General features: G+C 48.5%; 9 protein-coding genes and 1 pseudogene. All 10 read right to left on the bottom strand.

What is annotated here, in order from left to right; genetic code table 11:
* Positions 1-8: 8 nt before the first annotated feature.
* The 10 genes and pseudogenes from ACDJ59_RS00445 to ACDJ59_RS00400 all read right to left on the bottom strand — a co-directional run bounded on the left by ACDJ59_RS00445 (position 9) and on the right by ACDJ59_RS00400 (position 18,730).
* Positions 9-4,916 carry an RHS repeat-associated core domain-containing protein gene (locus tag ACDJ59_RS00445; protein WP_413407263.1) on the bottom strand — a complete coding sequence of 1,636 codons (4,908 nt, stop codon included), beginning with the start codon at positions 4,914-4,916 and terminating at the stop codon, positions 9-11.
* 184 nt (positions 4,917-5,100) lie between these two features.
* Positions 5,101-8,586 (bottom strand): DUF5704 domain-containing protein, encoded by a 3,486-nt coding sequence (locus ACDJ59_RS00440; RefSeq protein WP_413409679.1) that lies wholly within the window; start codon positions 8,584-8,586, stop codon positions 5,101-5,103.
* 21 nt (positions 8,587-8,607) lie between these two features.
* A complete protein-coding gene (locus ACDJ59_RS00435; protein WP_413407262.1) occupies positions 8,608-9,873 on the bottom strand; it encodes an S-layer homology domain-containing protein in 1,266 nt (421 codons plus the stop codon).
* A 544-nt stretch (positions 9,874-10,417) separates the two neighbouring features.
* Entirely contained in the window at positions 10,418-10,555 is a 138-nt protein-coding gene (locus tag ACDJ59_RS00430) for a hypothetical protein (RefSeq protein ID WP_339257295.1), read from the bottom strand.
* A gap of 169 nt (positions 10,556-10,724) precedes the next feature.
* Positions 10,725-11,027, bottom strand: coding sequence for a DUF6809 family protein (locus ACDJ59_RS00425; RefSeq protein WP_413407261.1), 303 nt, complete (start codon positions 11,025-11,027; stop codon positions 10,725-10,727).
* Between the two features lie 139 nt (positions 11,028-11,166).
* Positions 11,167-11,346 (bottom strand): CopG family transcriptional regulator, encoded by a 180-nt coding sequence (locus tag ACDJ59_RS00420; protein ID WP_339257299.1) that lies wholly within the window; start codon positions 11,344-11,346, stop codon positions 11,167-11,169.
* A 520-nt stretch (positions 11,347-11,866) separates the two neighbouring features.
* A complete protein-coding gene (locus ACDJ59_RS00415) occupies positions 11,867-12,385 on the bottom strand; it encodes a SecY-interacting protein Syd (protein ID WP_413409677.1) in 519 nt (172 codons plus the stop codon).
* A gap of 383 nt (positions 12,386-12,768) precedes the next feature.
* Positions 12,769-13,020: pseudogene (locus ACDJ59_RS00410) on the bottom strand (hypothetical protein).
* A 332-nt stretch (positions 13,021-13,352) separates the two neighbouring features.
* Complete coding sequence (locus tag ACDJ59_RS00405) at positions 13,353-13,910, bottom strand: hypothetical protein (protein ID WP_339257303.1); 558 nt, start codon at positions 13,908-13,910, stop codon at positions 13,353-13,355.
* 2 nt (positions 13,911-13,912) lie between these two features.
* Positions 13,913-18,730: an RHS repeat-associated core domain-containing protein gene (locus tag ACDJ59_RS00400; protein ID WP_413407260.1), complete on the bottom strand. Its 4,818-nt coding sequence runs from the start codon at positions 18,728-18,730 to the stop codon at positions 13,913-13,915.
* Between the last annotated feature and the right edge of the window lie 8 nt (positions 18,731-18,738).

Raw genomic sequence — 18,738 nt, 5'->3', positions numbered from 1 at the left:
TAATGTGTTTAATGAAAACCCGATAGTAATGATGTTGCGCCTCCACCTGTTGGATAACCACTTACTACATCATCGCCAATTTTAATAACCTCAACCTGCACCCCATCAACGATACCTCTATGCAATGTTGCTCCATCTCTTGTACGTTCCCCAATTTTTGGAGTATCCCCCATTTTGACGATACTATCAAGTATTTTTCTATCTGACCAGGCTTCAGGGAAAAGCGTACTCGTCTTGATTTTTGCAAGATTGCCATCCGAAAATTGAGTTGTAAATTTTACTTTCTTTGTTCCATCAGCATTAATTAACACATCTTCGACGGCATAATTAGGATTGTAATTTGCAATTTTTGGTGAATGTCCCCCAATCAACTCGTTTTTAGCAGGGTCTTTACGTTGACCAAACAGTATCTTTTCTTTCATTTCATCACTGATTACAGTTCTATGACCTCGTCCCGTTCCCTCAGTCTCACATTTCATTAATCCCAACGGATCAATATAGCTCACAGGGTTTCCGTTCACATACGCATACCGGTTAAACGTCTGCCCGTCCTGAATCTCTCCACGGATCACATCTCGGTTTAAGAACCGTTTCAGCTTCGGATCATAGTACCGTGCTCGCATGTAATACAGACCGTTGGCATCCGTCATGACCCCATCTCGACCATTATACGCAAATGGCTGCTGGGTTACTCCTTCATGTTGCTCCAGTTCCCCATATAATCCATACGTGTAGCGATCCGTCACCCGGTTCTGCTCGTCCGTTAGCAACGTCGTACTACCGCGCAGATCGTAGTGGTAACTCAGATACGTTCCGTCGGCATCTTCACATCCGATTAGCCCCAGACCATAGATGTAACGGGATTTCACATTCCCTTCCCCGTCCATCTCCATCAGCACCCGGCTCAGTTCATGTGCATCGTCGATGACATAGCGGGTCACTTGCCCTCGCTGCGCAAGTTCAATCCGGTCTCCCTGCGGGTTGTACCGATATTTCAGCTTGCCTGCCTTCACCAGACGATTTCGGGCATCGTATTCGTAAGCGGAAGCGGTGTTTCCATCCGTTGCATACAGCAGATTTCCGTTGGCATCGATCTCGACGGGATAGTCTCCTACCCGCTGAAGCCGGTTATCCCAGGTATAGTGCAGATGCTGCGTTGGTGAAGTACTCGCGAACTCCGTTTCAGATGTCCCTACTTGTTCGGTTGTCAGGTTCCCGGATGGGTCATACGTGTAGTGTACAATACGGCCAGGCTCTGCGCCACTGCGCAGGCGTTTTAAGGTGTCATACGTATACTGTTTGTTTTCTTCCTTCAGCAGCAAGCCGCTTGGGCTGTATGCGTACTTGAATTGCTGTAAACGAATGCCCTGTCCACTCGTATCTGTCAGGCGAGTCAGTTGGCCTGCGGCATCGTATTCCCGTTGCTCCTGGCTGCCGTTCGGGCGCCGGGTGTCGATGAGCTTCCCGCTTGCATCATAGCGGTACCGGGTCAGGCGGCCGTTCCAGTCCTTCACTTCAGCCAGTTCACCCGTGGCTTGGTAACGGTACTGCACCACTTTGCCATCCGGATAGGTCAGCGCCGTCATACGGCCGGCGGCATCATACGCATATTGCAGTAGATGTCCAAACCCATCGGTTCGGGTGAGCACTCGGCCTGCTGCATCGTAGGTTCGTTCCTCATGCTGCTCCGCTTCGAGCACACGCGCCACTTGTCCATCGGGCGTATAGGTCAGCACGATTTCACCTGCTTCATCCGTGGCACGGATCAGGCGACCCGCAGCATCATATGCGTACCGAGTTTCCTGTCCCTTGGCATCCAGCTTGGCACTTAGCCAGCCGCGTTCATCATACGTATACGCCGTCCGTGCGCCTGCCGCATTCGTTTCCTGCAGCAAGCGACCACTGCGGTCATACGTTAGACGGGTCTCGTTTCCACTGGCATCGGTGTAGCTCGTATGGCGATCTTCCCCATCCCATGTCTGGCGATAGGTCACTTCATCTACGCCTTCGCCTTGAATGACTTCGGTCAGACGGTGCGCGGCATCGTAGCGATAATGGCGGGTATGCCCATCCGCGTCAGTATCTTCGACGCGTTGATGGAGGGCATTGAACCGCAGCCGCGTCATGTGGCCGAGTCCATCCTGCCAGGCCACGGGGCGTCCTGCGTCATCATAGGTCAGTTGCTGGACCGTCCGACCTTCGCCATCGATGACGGAGACCAGACGACCTGCACCATCATAGTGATACTTCGTGATGTGTCCTAGTGCATCGGTCACGGTCTGCAATCGACCTGCGGCTTCATAAGAAAGTTGAGTCGTTTCGCCCAGCGCATTCGTTTCGGCGATCAGGCGGTTTTCGGCATCATAAGTATACTGCCGAGTGTGACCGAGCGCATCGGTGATGCTCGCCACTTCCCCGTTCGGCGTATACGTGTACTGCATGGAGGCTCCAGACGGACGGGTCTCGCGAATGCGCTGCCCACTGGCATCATACACAGTCTGCCACGTGAGGCCCAGCGGGTCGGTGACGGATGTCAGGCGATCTGCACCATCGTAGCTCCGGCGACTCACACTTCCTGCGGCATCCTTCAGTTCGATCAGTCGGCCTGCTCCATCCCAGCCAATCTGTAAACGTCGACCTTCCGGATCCAGCGTATGCTGCAGCTCGCCTGTCTCGCTGTAGGCATAGGTCCAGATGGCTCCCGTGAAGTCCTGGTACGTAGCCGTTTGTCCCGTTTCAGTATAGGTCCATTTCGCTATACTGCCATCTGGACGGGTCACTTCGGTCAGTCGTTGTTGTTCATCGTACTGGTAGCGGGTTACGCCACCTTCGGCATCCGTTTCGCGCGCAACTTGGTGGTGCGCAGTATAGTGATATTCCGTTTCATGACCCAGTGGGTCGATTTCGCGGATCAGATGTCCCTCTTCATCGTAGACATACGTCGTCGTTTCGCCCAGTGGGTTGGTGACACTGGCCATCTGTCCCTGCAACATGTAGGTGTATCGAGTTATACCGCCATCTTCGGCATGCACTTCGAGGAGCTGTAAGGCATCATCATGCACGAGGGTGCGTGTCTGACCCAGCCGATTGGTCACAGTGGTCCACGTCTGACCCGGATGACTCTCGGTATCATACGCCATCCGCCCCGCTACACCGGATGGGTCGGTTTGCGCAATGATTCGGTTTTTCTCATCGTAGGTATTGGTAAACTGAACAACGCCGGCTTCGCTCAGCGACATCAGACGCCCTTCGCCGTCATGGGTCATTTCTGTGATTGTACCGTCCGGTTCGGTTAGACGCACCAGAAATCCTGCGCTATCATAGCCAAATGTCGCTTCACGCAAGGCATCCCTGACCGCGGCAAGGTTTCCTTCCGCGGTGTAGTCCAGTGTCAGCACACGTCCCATGACCCGGTCCTGCAACTGCTGGAGTTTTCCTTCTTCATCATAGACCAGATCAAGTGACAATCCGTCCTTGTTGGTGTGACGAAGTAGTACGCCATTGAGATCGAATTGGTACATCTCGCGCGGACTACGGGCTGTATAGAGCCAACCCTGCTCGGTGTAGCTCAGCTCGTCATGGTTCACATCCAGGTCATCACTGCGATAAAGGCCGTCCCCTTGGTGTGTAAATCGGTTTTTCCGTCCCGGTGTCCAGCAGACATCCACGAGGGGTTGGAATGCATCACTAGCTTCGACTTCGGTCTGAGAATCCTTTGGAGTGATGTCCAACCGCAGACCATATTGATGTGTCCAAGCCGGGCCTAGCTCTCCCCGTTGCAACAGTCCCGAATGGTAGATTAGGGTAAAGGGCCAGTCGGCTGCTCCGTGCAGCGTCAGCAAACGGTGATTCATAAATTGATGACCGGTCGCTGCGTGAATCGGGTCCTCCACTTTACTTTCTGCATGTGATTTCTGAGGATTCTGCGTTTCGGTGGTTCGCCCTGTAGATGGTTGATGCGGCGAAGAATTAACATCCTTCGACTTAGGCGCCCCTGGCGCATCTACGCCTTTCGGAGCGCTACCTCCGGGTGTCTTCTTTATCATCGAAGCGGCCGCTGCAGAGCCCGTTCCTGCCGCCGTTCCTGCTGCAGCCGCTGCTTTCTCGGCATCGGTGAGTCCCGTATCGTGGCGTGTGGACCCGGCATCGCTTGGCGCATCGTCTGCTTTGCCCGTTGGTTTGTTACTCGTCATCGGCGCGTCACCTGTATCCCTGGAGCCTGCGGGGGCTTCGCCTGCCTTGGTCGACTTCGGCGTCGCTCCGGCAATATCCTCCCCGGCTTCTCGGGTCGAGTTCCCCGGCACGCCCGCCTTGTTCGGGCTGGTCGGGATCGCATCGATCGCTTCATCCGCGTTGCGACCGACGGTTTTTGCTGCATCTGCAGCGTCATCCGCATGTTTCACGGTTTTCCCCGTCAGTTCCAGCGCCTCATCCGCATACTTGAAGAGGGAAGCTGCCTTATTCGCCCCTTTCCCCAGCGGTCCCAGCACGGCAAGACCTCGTTCGTACCATGCGAGCTTCTCTCCGGTCAGCAGATCCCGACCCGTGATGGCCTCGATGATCCCTTTCACATTGCCGACGACAGGCAAGAAATCCAGCACCGTCCCCAATGCAAAGGTGAGGAAGCTCGCCAGCTTCCCCCAGTTGAATTTTTTGCCCTCCCGATCCGCTTGTTCATATTCTTCTCGTTTGCGACGGGTCAACTCCGACAACAGTTCCAGCTTGCTTTGCAAGCCGTCCAGTTCCCGCATCAGGTGGGTGAACGTACTTTGTACCCCACCTTGACTGAGGGTTTTATAACTTAGGCTGTTCATGGACCGATTCAGGTCCGTACGTAGATCCCCCATCTCATCCGCGGCTCCGTTCAGACTTTTTGAGGTCCGCTTCAGGTCAGATAGGCTGACTTCCAATTTCATGGCTGTTCCTCTTTTCTATGTACAATGACGTTGCAATTCATTTTTTTAAATTGATACTTCTTACTTTGCTCATCGTTCTAAATAAATGCGGTACACCGTAAGGCATACCGCAAATGAGTCTACAGTGTTCTCTTTAAAAATGACTTAGACTATATCCTGCTATTTCTCATTTCTACATCTGAAACTAGTGCGGTACCTGCGCACTGAAATCATCCCGGCTGGAGCGATCCGCATGGTAAAAGACTACGTCTCCGTCCCGCAACGTAAAGCTGTTTCCGTAGCTATCCTCTACCTCACGCTGGAATCCTTCCAGCAACCATTGATTCATCAGTGGGGCATGGATATATTGCAGATGCGGTGCCGCCAGATTTCCCTCTCGAATGGACTCGAAGTTGAAGTTCACCACGATATACCCATCCTTCAAGAAGATCGGCGATTTAGCATCCAATCCGCCGTGCGTACGTCCATACTCAGCCAAGTTTGTTCCCGCTTGTACCACATAGGGCTCAGCAGGTAGACTGTATTCCCCGTACCATTGTTGAATGGCTGCATTCGCACGCAGTACATCGGCACTGGCGGTCGTTGGAATATTCGTTTTCGGACCGATAAATGTCCGCAACTGTTCTGGCATCAAGAGCAGGCTATATCCACCTACCGGAGTTTTCATTTTCGTGAACTTGTCTCGATAGTACTCTTGATACGCTCGTTCACTCATCATCCCCGGATGGATTTCACCATATCGGTTGTATTTGTACGTCGCTGTATCTCGCAGTTGTTCGGACGGAACTTGACGTAGCCGATCATTCAAAATCACGAACCGCTTCACTTGATCTTCTGTCGAACCGATGCGAATAAAGTTCCGTTGGTTGGTAGAGTAATACAGATCCACGGGCACACGCGTACGGCCATCCTTACTCACAAAGTCAAAGGTTGGTGTGAGACGAATACCATCTCGCGGGCCAAACATGTTGCCTTTTGTTTTAAAATCAAACTTGAAGTGATATCCCGTCTTCACCGCCACATTCTGGTACCCTTGCAGGGGGTGACTGCCGGGACGAATTGGGACGGTAAACTGCGGTTTGTTCCCCCGCTTGTCCCCATCGATATCCTGCGTGCCGGTCCAGTAACTGATCCAGGTCGGCGCAAGGCTATTTTTGAAACGGCGGAAGACCAGCTCCCAGTTATAGTCGGCGATATCGGTAATCTCAAAGTCATATAGTCGCCCAATGACCTCCACAGATACTTCGTCCGAAGCGGCGTGATAGTACAGGTCTGTGTTGGCATCGGGCTGGGCGTCGATCTCCGGCTCGGTACTAAAATGCGACGGGGCATTTTCAGCGATATTCCGGAATTCCACCTGGTAGTCTCCTTCATCCACCCACACGGGTAGATAGAAGGTCGTATCCAGCACCGGTACCTGAACATCGATCCACGTGTTTCGCGGATAAAATTGCGTTCGGTCGGCACTGTACACGTCAAAAGGAAACCGGACTTGTTTAATCCGATAATATTTAGCGTAATCCCGATCGCCATATCCTGGATAGGATCTCGCATCCAGATGTTGTCCGCTGGTCGGGATGCGAACTGTGAACGGTCGCTCCAAAATGAGCGCGGACCGACTCATGTTCGGCACCGTTTTCTGGTTATGCGGCTGATCATCCGAAACGAGCGAGTAGTTCACGACTGGGGTATGGACGGTGACAGTGTTGATCGGATCGACTGGAAAGGTTTTTCCTCCACTACCTCCCAAGGTGGTTGGATGGAGGGCATATTGGATTTCCCCTGTGGACTCCGTATCCGCTTTATTCAAAAGTGTCCGGGGAATCAACAACCGATCTTCATACAGCACCTGCTCCCCGGTATTTTTATACGAGCCAATCTTCGTTGGTGCCGGGATTTGCGTCGGATCCGGTCCATTTTCAACGACGGTGCTGCCATCCATGACGTTTGTCGTCGAACCCTCCCAGGTAAAGTCGAGCGCATCGTTCTTCACATCGGGTGGACCCGTTTGGTCTTCGGCCATCCCTTTCAGTAACTCCGTATCATCAGGTACGTCTAAAGGCTCGTACCCCTCAGTCGCTAGTACCTCGGGAACATAGCTAATTTCTCCTGTTTCCTTCGGCATGACATGGATCTCCACGTCTTCGTCGTGCTCCATCTCCAAGTCCGGCGGTGCATACCCCTGTGGCCTGAGTATAATCCGACTTCCATCAGGGAGAGCATAGTTCTCCATCTCGGCCTGCTCTATGGAATAAAGTTCGACGTTATTAATTTTCCAATAGCTATAGTTTCGGTCAAAGCTGAACCTGTACTGGACCGGGACTTCATCCGAATCCTCGGTATCTTCCTGCGGGATGGACGTCCCATTCGGTCCCGGCAGGTCAGGCTGCTCCACCTTCCAGGTGCGAACATATGTAATGTCGGCAGTGCAATCATAGGTAATCGTGCCTTGTTGCTTGCCAAAGGTATGCTGGAACAAATAGTTCATCGCCCACGTATTGGCATACAGGTGCTCCGAGGTCGGTATCCCGCGCGTCGCATCAAAAAGAATGCCGTTGGTTGGGTCATCCGCCAGAATATGTCCTTGAGCCCCCGGGTCCATAAATGCAGTTTGTGGTGAGGCTACTTCATTCGGTGGATTAATGGTATATGTACAACCTGCAACTCCACCAGGTTCAGGCTGGGTCGGGCCATCTCCTACGGTCACGTTTAAGTACGCAATGAGATCATATTGATATGGATCGCCGCTTTTCCAACGTACAGAGATTTTTGCCGTCCCCGGGCTTACCCCTTTAATCTTTCCACTGGAATTAACATCCACTATGCCTTGCTGATCCGATTTCCATACCACACCAGAACGAGTGGAAATATCTATCCAATTTCCGTAATCAGTATCTCCAGAGTTCATCGTAGCAACTTCTCCTTTAAGAGAAGCCTCTTCATTTATAGCCAATCTCTGGGTTCCCGTGATACGAATTTTCTTTTGCTCAACAAGTTTTCCTCGCCATGTGATATCAAGGGGTGTATGATACAGTGTTTTATGCTTAGGTTCGTGATCTGTATTTTCTCCATATTTATCGTTGTACTCAGCTTTATATAGCTCTGAATTTAGTCTTCCCGTTTTCGATACTATCTTCACACCTGTTTTTGATGAAGTTAATTGAAGACTTTTAATAACAGACTTTATACCTTGTAATTCAGTTGATTGAACTTTTGCGATATGAGGATCAATAATTTTACTTTGATTTACTGAATTACCATATTGATCAGTGTACGTATTAGGGAGGTACTCCAACTTACCAGACATCTCAATTTGATCTGGTACTTCCGTTACTACTGGGGCAGGATCAGCTCTTGTACCTTGATTATCGGCTACTATCCTATCATTAGAAGCTTCAGCTACCCAATCTCCGTTATCTACTTGGAACCAATAAACCCCAGGAGTAGCTTGTTTAGTTCCTTCAACAATATTCACTACTTTTTGATAACCAGTTGGTCCATCTGGTGAGGCTACGGGCTTGGGTAAGAGATTAAAATCTTCTTGATCCTCAGCATCAGAACTTACAGCAACAACCCTCTGGCTCTCAGCATCAGCTGCGAATACGGTGACAGGTTGAAATACTAGAATCCAGCAGCAAAATAATATACTGACTTTATACATACCTTTCATTAGGCTCACCAAATTATCTCCTTAAAACTTTATAGGCAAATGAAAAGAAGCTATATCTTCACCAATCACAATGGTTTTACCATTGCTTCCAGCGGGCCCTCCATGTTTTCTATTCAACATAGTCATCATCCAAAATTTTCTTGTTACTCCTTTTTTAAAAAATCCTGATGTGATGAAATCTCGTTCAGGTAGATTTACTATTCCATATTGTCCAACTGTCCCACTACTAAAATTATTACCAGGTGTCAATTTATCAGCAATAGCCTGACTAAATGTAAGATTCTTTAAATTATCGCCACTAGGAGTAACAGATAATTCAATAAAAACAGTATAATAATCATTCAGAACAGGGTATGAATATTCCTTATCTATAAACATTTTTCCATACAAATTATTTATATCTGTTTTGGAAAGGGCATCCACAACAATCATCTGGTGTAAAGTCGCTACTCCAAGATTATTACGCAGTTGGACTGGTTTCTCTTTAACCTTATCGAAACTATTAACGATGTTTGTTCCAGCTTTTAAACCGTATACATATGGCGTAGCAGAAGTCAGATTCGTTCCTGTCAGACCTACCTCCCGCATTTCATTCAGATCTTTATACGAAGTTGCCTTACTCTTCTGTACCTGTTCGTAACGGGATAAAATCACAGCCGCCTCTGCTCGTGTGGTTGTTTTCCCCGGACCAAACGTACCGTCTGGGTACCCCGCCATCAATCCAGTTCCCAATACCACCGAAACATAGGGATATGCTGCTTTCTTTAACCCGCCCTTGTAATATTCTGCCACAGGAACTAGCGTATTCTCTGTGTCCTTCAACGCTTGCTTGTAATCCTCATCCTGAGCTGCAAGTCCTGAGCTGAGCCACTTCGCCATTTCCTCTCGTGTCAAAGCCGTGCCTGGCTTAAACCCATTCGGATAATCCGAAGGTTTCAGAAAACCAAAGGATACCGCACGATTAACTTCTGCCTCACTCCAATGCCCGGTCAAATCCTTAAACACATTAGTTTGCTCCGTATCCGGCGTCCCTTTAGCCACTCGGGCTAGCAATGCTGCAAATTCTGCGCGCGTCACTGTTGCTCCGGGCTTAAACGTGCCATCACTATATCCTTTGAAGTAGCCTTTTTCTACAGCTGCATCGATGGATGCTTTTGCCCAATGGGTCGTAGGGACATCTTTGAATGAGACAACGGCTGCTTGACTGGTGTTTCCGGTGAAAGGGAATATTCCAATTACCAATGCACCGCTTAATATGAGTTGTGTTAATTTTTTCAAATCTTTCACGCTCCAATTTTTATTGTTTTCCTGTAAAATCCTTCATGCCTATGTACCTTTCCTTGAATCTACTTTTTTTGCTATCATCAAATATATAGGACTTATTTAAATAAAATAGTTCACTAAGCAATATATCCCATTCTAGTTTCATGAATATTTTACCATAACACATTGCCTATTCATAGGTATTAAGACTTATTCAGCCTTGTAAATACCCCTGATCCACATATAATGCTTCCTAGCTTTCTAGCATTTTTTTAAATATATCTCCATGAGAATGCATTATCTCTGTGGTTAAACTGGTCATATATCATATAGAAAAATACTGTGAAAACGATGGGGGTATCAGGGGAGCACCCCTGACAAGCGAATTTGGGAGACCAAATACAGTGCTTGCCACAACACAAGAGAATCTTTTTGTGTTGCTTTTGACATTTACCAGCCGAGAAAAAAGAGAAGCGAACAAGCAGCATCTTGCCTTCAACGTTACCCAACTTGCCGTTAGATAGGCTGAAGGCTACTGCTACATTCACTTCTCATAATTAATATTCATCTAATCACGGTACATCATCATTTCTCTGGCAATCGCCTGAGCATAGGTCTTATCTTGGAAATGAACCGTAAGCTGTTCTTCCATGTCATTTTGTTGCTTTAGATGCTCTCTACTGTACTCCTTGGCAAATTGCTTCATATCACCTTGAATGACAAGCTCCGCAAATGCATAGGATTCAATTTCCTACATCCATCTTAAACAGGGACGCGCCGCTGGATGCATTTCTATTGAATTCCCAATTTCATAGCAAGGATAGCGGTAAATGATTCCATCCGAATCCACAACCGTCAAAATATCATTATTATCGTCATAATGGCATGCCCAAAGTTGCATCAGGAACCAACGCCTCCTTGTTGCCCATTACCTCAAGGTTCGCTCCAAGCCTGAACCCATGTAGAAAGGCAGCTTCCACATGCATACTATCTGCGCTGTCACACAGATCGAAATATTCTTCTAACTCACGAAATACTTCCTCTCCTAATCTTTCACGCCATTGCTCCGTCTGCGCAGCCACTTGTCTGCTTATTGAACGGTATTCTGGTTGAGATGGAACAATCACCCCATCGGGGTTAATTTGTCCGCGGTACAGGGCTTCCAATATGGTTTTCATATTCATCCTCCCATTTATTATCATCGCATCGCTTGAATGAGATTCCTGCACATGGTAGGATATTTATGCAGTCTGCTTATTAAAGCGGTTGCGGGATAGGAAGTGGCATTGTTCTTCGTCGGACGCGCCGCTTCCTTCTTTATTTTTGGAGCTCGTCATACACCTTTTCAATCCCTTTGCGAATAACATCGGAACGGGTCGTTTGGAGCTTTTCGGTGCAAGCATCCAACTTGCTTAAAACCTCTTGATCTGCACGTACTCGAATCAATTCACTTTTGGGATTATCAGACGGTGGACGCCCCATCTTTTTGGACGACATTGCTTCACCCCACTTTTTCGTGTCCACAACAAGTATATTAATGTAGCAACAAAAAGTCAACGTAAATAACCTGCCGATAAACAGCTTTTTCTCGGCAGGTTATTTATTATAGAACATGAAACTGCTGTCTTATGTTGCTGCAAGCACTGAATTTGGATATCCAAATTAAATTGTTAGGGAGTTTGCCCCTAATACCCTGTCATATGAATACCAATTTTCTAAAGAAAATAAAGTTTTAAATTGGCAATTGAGATTCACCTCACAAAATCGGCAGCATTCATTAAATAATTATAGACTGACGATGGGCAGGTAGAGGGATAGCATAAGAGTGAGACATCCCCTTTATCTGAAAATTTTGGTCTTGGTAAACACAATTTCTCCAACAAGCCTGGATGTCCTTCTTCTGTCTGCCTATTCGATAAAAGTTCTAACGATTTGACTTAATTCCATTTGTCCGAAAGCACGTTTTTTACAAGACTCAAGTAACTTAATTAAGAGCAAACAATGATAATTTGAATATTTATTTTTGTAATCGTAGAGTTACAATTAATTGCTCAATGCCCTCTGAAATTACTTCAAATGATTTTCGTTCGAAATCCTCAAGTTTGACTAACCCATTCTGATTATCAACCACAACAATAAGCCCGTTACCCTCTATCCCTATAGGAATGTGCTCGAGTTTGTTATCATGGTTGCGCTTGTATCCCACAAGTAAGTTGAAGTACGATTCTATATCTGTTGTTTGCAGTACAGACTCTAGTTTTATATAATGGTCAGTAATAAAACCATCTAAATCTGCAAACCAATACGAATTGAAATACTCAATGACAGATACATGCATTCTAATGCCTAATTTTTCTTCTAGTGAGCTAAAATCATAAATTTCTTTTTTTTCGACAGGTCTCCAAGAGATATAATCATCCTCGTCAACTTTTCCAGAATAAATAAGAGAATCTACGTCTTCATCAAATGGTGTTTTAAATAAAAAATCTAATCCTCCTTCAGCGAGGGACTTCCTTAATAAAAAATATTGATTCATCGCTTCTTTTATGGACACATCTATCACCCTTTACTTATTTAAGAATCTTTCTAGCATTTCAGCATATTTGCTATCACCACCTCAAGCTAAAGCGGTTTCCTCTCCCTCACTATCGCCACAGGGTAATCTAAAGTTGCGAGTAAATTGAATAAAACGTAAGAAAGCGAACTTAACAAAAAACAGGTCAATCATGGTGATCTCTTACCATAATCAACCTGTTCGTTATTTAGGTTTATAAAATTAAAGCTTCTTATGTGCGTACAAGCGAAAGGGATGATGTATTTGTGTTATTCGGTGGATGATAAGTTCATTCGGCTCTGGGTAGCCCCACCAAATGAAAAAAACCTTGAAAGGCACGAAGTCAATCAAGGTTTTCATTAACATTAAGATTCAAATGTAGTTCTATCGGGGAAATGTCCATTTTCCCTAATGAAACAAACTGATAACCTTTGTGCTGCTCTATCGAAATAAAATTTTGTTAAAAAGTTCGGGTCAGGAATCGGGTCTAATTCGGCAAACTTCCTCGTTATTTTATTTAATTCAATTCTCCCCATAACAATCTCATTCGGACCAAATTTTTAAACAACCTTTTCCTCATCTTCCATTTCCTTAAGTAACAAAACGAATGAAGCCAATATATGTCGCCTCCTTATTATGGATTCCACGGACGACCTGATTCTAAAGTTTTATCTTGTGTCTCTTTTATTCGTATTGAGTATTCATTTAATATATAATCCATTTATCACCATTTAAACTGTTCGAAGACACGCTTTAAATAAATTTAAGTTTACTTCATAATAATGTTAAGAGGTAGAGTCAGTTTGCATCTAAACGAAGTTTTGCGAATGTTTTGCTCATTCCAATCACTCGCTGTGCCAATACTTAATCATATGAAGTAAACGTAGGGGCACGTTTTTTTGAGAGTGTCCCCTACGTTTATGGATGTCCCTATACCAAGTTGAGAATCCTAATTCGGAGATGGATCCCATACATTGTCTTGATAAGGCCATTCCCATAAATCTATATATAAACCTGTTTCCTTTATTTGATTTATTGCATCCTCACAGATTATTGAACTTCCTATATCCATATAATAATCATAGGTGAAATTCAGGAAGAACTCATTTCCGCATCTCAGTTGACAAGTAATATCTTCTCTCATACCCAATCTAACAATATGCTCAATTTGTTTACCTGAAAGAATAGCTCCATCTACTAGAGAATAATATAAACTTATTATTTCTGCAGAATAACATTCCGGATATTTCAGTGTATGTCCCAGGAAGAGCTCTTCTTTTAGTTTATTTATTAAATAAATCTCCAATTCATGAACCTGGATACTGCTAGTATAGATTTTCACCGCTTCAACATACTTATCTTCAGTAAATAAGTAATCCTCTGCTGTAAATTCTTTCCCCTCATAATACTGACCTATATCAATTATTGAGGTCCATGTAGGTATTTTTGATTTTTTCTCTTCCCCCTTTTTTATGGGAGGATATTTTCTAACTTGCCAATAATCCATTTTCAATCTCCAATACGATTTAAATTTTTGTCATAAGTCCCTGATCTAGTCTCTCTACTCATCAAGTCCTCTATCGTTTTAGCAACTTTCCATACACCACCATTATCAGTACTTCCTGTACTCTGCCTTGGAATATCTCTTGTTATATATACGCCCTTTTCTTTTGAATAGAAGACTGCTGCTTTTGCTCTGCCCCCAGTAGTTTTTTCAAAACCTAGAATATTGGCTGCAACTTCTGCTTCCTTATCAGTACGATAAGGTCCATTCGGTGGAGTTGTTTTTGCAGAAGGTGTCCAATCTCCTGTTTTATTATTGTAATCATTTGTTCTTTGAGCTTTACGCTCGTAGTATCCACCGTAGGGATCGGCAGTCTCACACTTCATCAACCCTAACGGATCAATGTAACTCACCGGATTCCCGTTCACATACGCATACCGGTTAAACGTCTGCCCGTCTTGAATCTCTCCACGGATCACATCTCGGTTTAAGAACCGTTTCAGCTTCGGATCATAGTACCGTGCTCGCATGTAATACAGACCGTTGGCATCCGTCATGACCCCATCTCGACCATTATACGCAAATGGCTGCTGGGTTACTCCTTCATGTTGCTCCAGTTCCCCATATAATCCATACGTGTAGCGATCCGTCACCCGGTTCTGCTCGTCCGTTAGCAACATCGTACTGCCTCGTAGATCGTAGTGGTAACTCAGATACGTTCCGTCGGCATCTTCACATCCGATTAGCCCCAGACCATAGATGTAACGGGTTTTCACATGCCCTTCCCCGTCCAGCTCCATCAGCACCCGGCTCAGTTCATGCGCATCGTCGATGACATAGCGGGTCAATTGCCCTCGCTGCGCGAGTTCAATCCGGTCCCCCTGCGGGTTGTAGCGATATTTCAGCTTGCCTGCCTTCACCAGACGGTTTCGGGCATCGTATTCGTAAGCGGAAGCCGTGCTACCATCGGTCGCATACAGTAGATTCCCGTTGGCATCGATCTCGACGGGATAGTCCCCTACCCGCTGAAGCCGGTTATCCCAGGTGTAGTGCAGATGCTGCATTGGTGAAGTACTCGTGTATTCCGTTTCAGATGTCCCCATCTGTTCGGTTGTCAGGTTCCCGGATGGGTCATACGTGTAGTGTACAACACGTCCTGGCTCGGCGCCACTGCGCAGGCGCTTCAAGGTATCATACGTGTACTGTTTGTTTTCTTCCTTCAGCAGCAAGCCGCTTGGGCTGTATTCGTACTTGAATTGCTGTAAACGAATGCCTTGTCCACTCGTATCCGTCAGGCGAGTCAGTTGGCCTGCGGCATCGTATTCCCGTTGCTCCTGGCTGCCGTTCGGGCGCCGAGTCTCGATAAGCTTCCCGCTTGCATCATAGCGGTACCGGGTCAGGCGGCCATTCCAGTCCTTCACTTCAGCCAGCTCACCTGTGGCTTGGTAGCGATACTGCACCACTTTGCCATCCGGGTAGGTCATTGCCGTCATCCGGCCCGCCGCATCATACGCATATTGCAGTAGATGGCCAAATCCATCAGTTCGGGTGAGCAATCGGCCTGCCGCATCGTAGGTTCGTTCCTCATGCTGCTCAGCTTCGAGCACACGCGCCACTTGTCCATCGGGCGTGTAGGTCAGTACGATTTCTCCCGCTTCATCCGTGGCACGGATCAGGCGGCCTGCGGCATCATACGCGTAGCGGGTTTCCTGTCCCTTGGCATCCAGCTTGGCACTTAGCCAGCCGCGATCATCATACGTATACGCCGTCCGTGCGCCTGCCGCATTTGTTTCCTGCAACAAGCGACCACTGCGGTCATACGTTAGACGGGTCTCGTTTCCACTGGCATCAGTGTAACTTGTATTCCGATCTTCCCCATCCCATGTCTGACGATAGGTCACTTCATCTGCGCCTTCGCCTTGGATAACTTCGGTCAGGCGGTGCGCGGCATCGTAGCGATAATGACGGGTATGACCATCCGCGTCGGTATCTTCGACGCGTTGATGGAGGGCATTGAACCGCAGTCGCGTCATGTGGCCGAGTCCATCCTGCCAGGCCACGGGGCGTCCTGCCTCATCATAGGTCAGTTGCTGGACCGTTCGACCTTCGCCATCGATGACGGAGACCAAGCGTCCCGCACCGTCATAGTAATACCGTGTGACGTGTCCTAACGCATCGGTCACGGTCTGCAATCGACCTGCGGTGTCATAGGATAACTGCGTGGCTTCACCGAGCGCATTCGTTTCGGTGATCAGGCGGTTTTCGGCATCATAGGTATACTGCCGAGTGTGACCGAGCGCATCGGTGATGCTCGCCACTTCACCGTTCGGCGTATACGTATACTGCATGGAGGCCCCAGACGGACGGGTCTCCCGAATCCGCTGCCCACTGGCATCATACACGGTCTGCCACATGAGGCCTAGCGGGTCGGTGATGGATGTCAGGCGATCTGCGCCATCGTAGCTCCGGCGACTCACACTTCCTGCGGCATCCGTCAGTTCGACCAGTCGGCCTGCTTCATCCCAGCCAATCTGTAAACGTCGACCTTCCGGATCCAGCGTATGCTGCAGCTCGCCTGTCTCGCTGTAGGCATAGGTCCAGATGGCTCCCGTGAAGTCCTCGTACGTAGCCGTTTGTCCGGTTTCGGTGTAGGTCCACTTGGCTGTACTGCCATCTGGACGGCTCACTTCGGCCAGTCGTTGTTGTTCATCGTACTGGTAGCGGGTTACGCCACCTTCGGCATCCGTTTCGCGCGCAACTTGGTGGTGCGCAGTATAGTGATATTCCGTTTCATGACCCAGTGGGTCGATTTCGCGGATCAGATGTCCCTCTTCATCGTAGACATACGTTGTTGTTTCGCCCAGTGGGTTGGTGACACTTTCCATCTGTCCCTGCGGCGTGTAGGTGTATCGAGTTATACCGCCATCTTCGGCATGCACTTCGAGGAGCTGCAAGGCGTCATCGTGCACGAGGGTGCGTGTCTGACCCAGCCGATTGGTCACGGTAGTCCACGTCTGACCCGGATGGCTCTCGGTATCATATGCCATCCGCCCTGCTGCACCGGATGGGTCGGTTTGCGCAATGATTCGGTTTTTCTCATCGTAGGTATTGGTAAACTGAACAACGCCGGCTTCGCTCAGCGACATCAGACGCCCTTCGCCGTCATGGGTCATTTCTGTGATTGTACCGTCCGGTTCGGTTAGACGCACCAGGAATCCTGCGCTATCATAGCCAAATGTCGCTTCACGCAAGGCATCCCTGACCGCGGCAAGGTTTCCTTCCGCGGTGTAGTCCAGTGTCAGCACACGTCCCATGACCCGGTCCTGCAACTGCTGGAGTTTTCCTTCTTCATCATGGACCAGATCAAGTGACAGTCCGTCCTTGTTGGTGTGGCGAAGTAGTACGCCATTGAGATCGAATTGGTACATTTCGCGCGGACTACGGGCTGTATAGAGCCAACACTGCTCGGTGTAGATTAGCTCGTCATGGTTCACATCCAGGTCATCACTGCGATAAAGGCCGTCCCCTTGGTGTGTAAATCGGTTTTTCCGTCCCGGTGTCCAGCAGACATCCACGAGGGGTTGGAATGCATCACTAGCTTCGACTTCGGTCTGAGAATCCTTTGGAATGATGTCCAACCGCAGACCATATTGATGTGTCCAAGCCGGGCCTAGCTCTCCCCGTTGCAACAGTCCCGAATGGTAGATTAGGGTAAAGGGCCAGTCGGCTGCTCCGTGCAGCGTCAGCAAACGGTGATTCATAAATTGATGACCGGTCGCTGCGTGAATCGGGTCCTCCACTTTACTTTCTGCATGTGATTTCTGAGGATTCTGCGTTTCGGTGGTTCGCCCTGTAGATGGTTGATGCGGCGAAGAATTAACATCCTTCGACTTAGGCGCCCCTGGCGCATCTACGCCTTTCGGAGCGCTACCTCCGGGTGTCTTCTTTATCATCGAAGCGGCCGCTGCAGAGCCCGTTCCTGCCGCCGTTCCTGCTGCAGCCGCTGCTTTCTCGGCATCGGTGAGTCCCGTATCGTGGCGTGTGGACCCGGCATCGCTTGGCACATCGTCTGCTTTGCCCGTTGGTTTGTTACTCGTCATCGGCGCGTCACCTGTATCCCTGGAGCCTGCGGGGGCTTCGCCTGCCTTGGTCGACTTCGGCGTCGCTCCGGCAATATCCTCCCCGGCTTCTCGGGTCGAGTTCCCGGGCACTCCTGCCTTGTTCGGACTGGTCGGGATCGCATCGATCGCTTCATCGGCGTTGCGACCGACGGTTTTTGCTGCATCTGCAGCGTCGTCCACATGCTTCACCGCTTTCCCGGTCAGATCCATAGCTTCATCCGCATATTTAAAGAGCGAAGCCGCTTTATTGGCTCCTTTCCCCAGCGGCCCAAGCACGGAGAGACCTCGTTCGTACCATGCGAGCTTCTCTCCCGTGAGCAGATCCCGACCCGTGATGGCCTCAATAATCCCTTTCACATTGCCAACGACAGGCAAGAAATCCAGCACCGTCCCCAATGCAAAGGTGAGGAAGCTCGCCAGCTTCCCCCAGTTGAATTTTTTGCCCTCCCGATCCGCTTGTTCATATTCTTCTCGTTTGCGGCGGGTCAACTCCGACAACAGTTCCAGCTTGCTTTGCAAGCCGTCCAGTTCCCGCATCAGGTGGGTGAACGTACTTTGTACCCCACCTTGACTGAGGGTTTTATAGCTTAGGCTGTTCATTGCCCGGTTCAGATCCACGCGCAGATCCCCCATCTCATCCGCGGCTCCGTTCAGACTTTTTGAGGTCCGCTTCAGGTCAGATAGGCTGACTTCCAATTTCACATTGCTTC

Source organism: Paenibacillus amylolyticus (assembly GCF_047302515.1).
Lineage (GTDB): Bacteria > Bacillota > Bacilli > Paenibacillales > Paenibacillaceae > Paenibacillus > Paenibacillus amylolyticus_G.
The sequence above is the reverse complement of the archived record's forward strand: the minus strand, read 5'-3'. Positions and strand labels throughout refer to the sequence as shown.

What these genes read in the sequence shown, in the direction of transcription:
- ACDJ59_RS00445 (WP_413407263.1), bottom strand. Translation starts at nt 4,916, where the DNA reads ATGAAATTGGAAGTCAGCCTATCTGACCTGAAGCGGACCTCAAAAAGT.
- ACDJ59_RS00440 (WP_413409679.1), bottom strand. Translation starts at nt 8,586, where the DNA reads ATGAAAGGTATGTATAAAGTCAGTATATTATTTTGCTGCTGGATTCTA.
- ACDJ59_RS00430 (WP_339257295.1), bottom strand. Translation starts at nt 10,555, where the DNA reads ATGAAGCAATTTGCCAAGGAGTACAGTAGAGAGCATCTAAAGCAACAA.
- ACDJ59_RS00425 (WP_413407261.1), bottom strand. Translation starts at nt 11,027, where the DNA reads ATGAAAACCATATTGGAAGCCCTGTACCGCGGACAAATTAACCCCGAT.
- ACDJ59_RS00420 (WP_339257299.1), bottom strand. Translation starts at nt 11,346, where the DNA reads ATGTCGTCCAAAAAGATGGGGCGTCCACCGTCTGATAATCCCAAAAGT.
- ACDJ59_RS00415 (WP_413409677.1), bottom strand. Translation starts at nt 12,385, where the DNA reads ATGAATCAATATTTTTTATTAAGGAAGTCCCTCGCTGAAGGAGGATTA.
- ACDJ59_RS00405 (WP_339257303.1), bottom strand. Translation starts at nt 13,910, where the DNA reads ATGGATTATTGGCAAGTTAGAAAATATCCTCCCATAAAAAAGGGGGAA.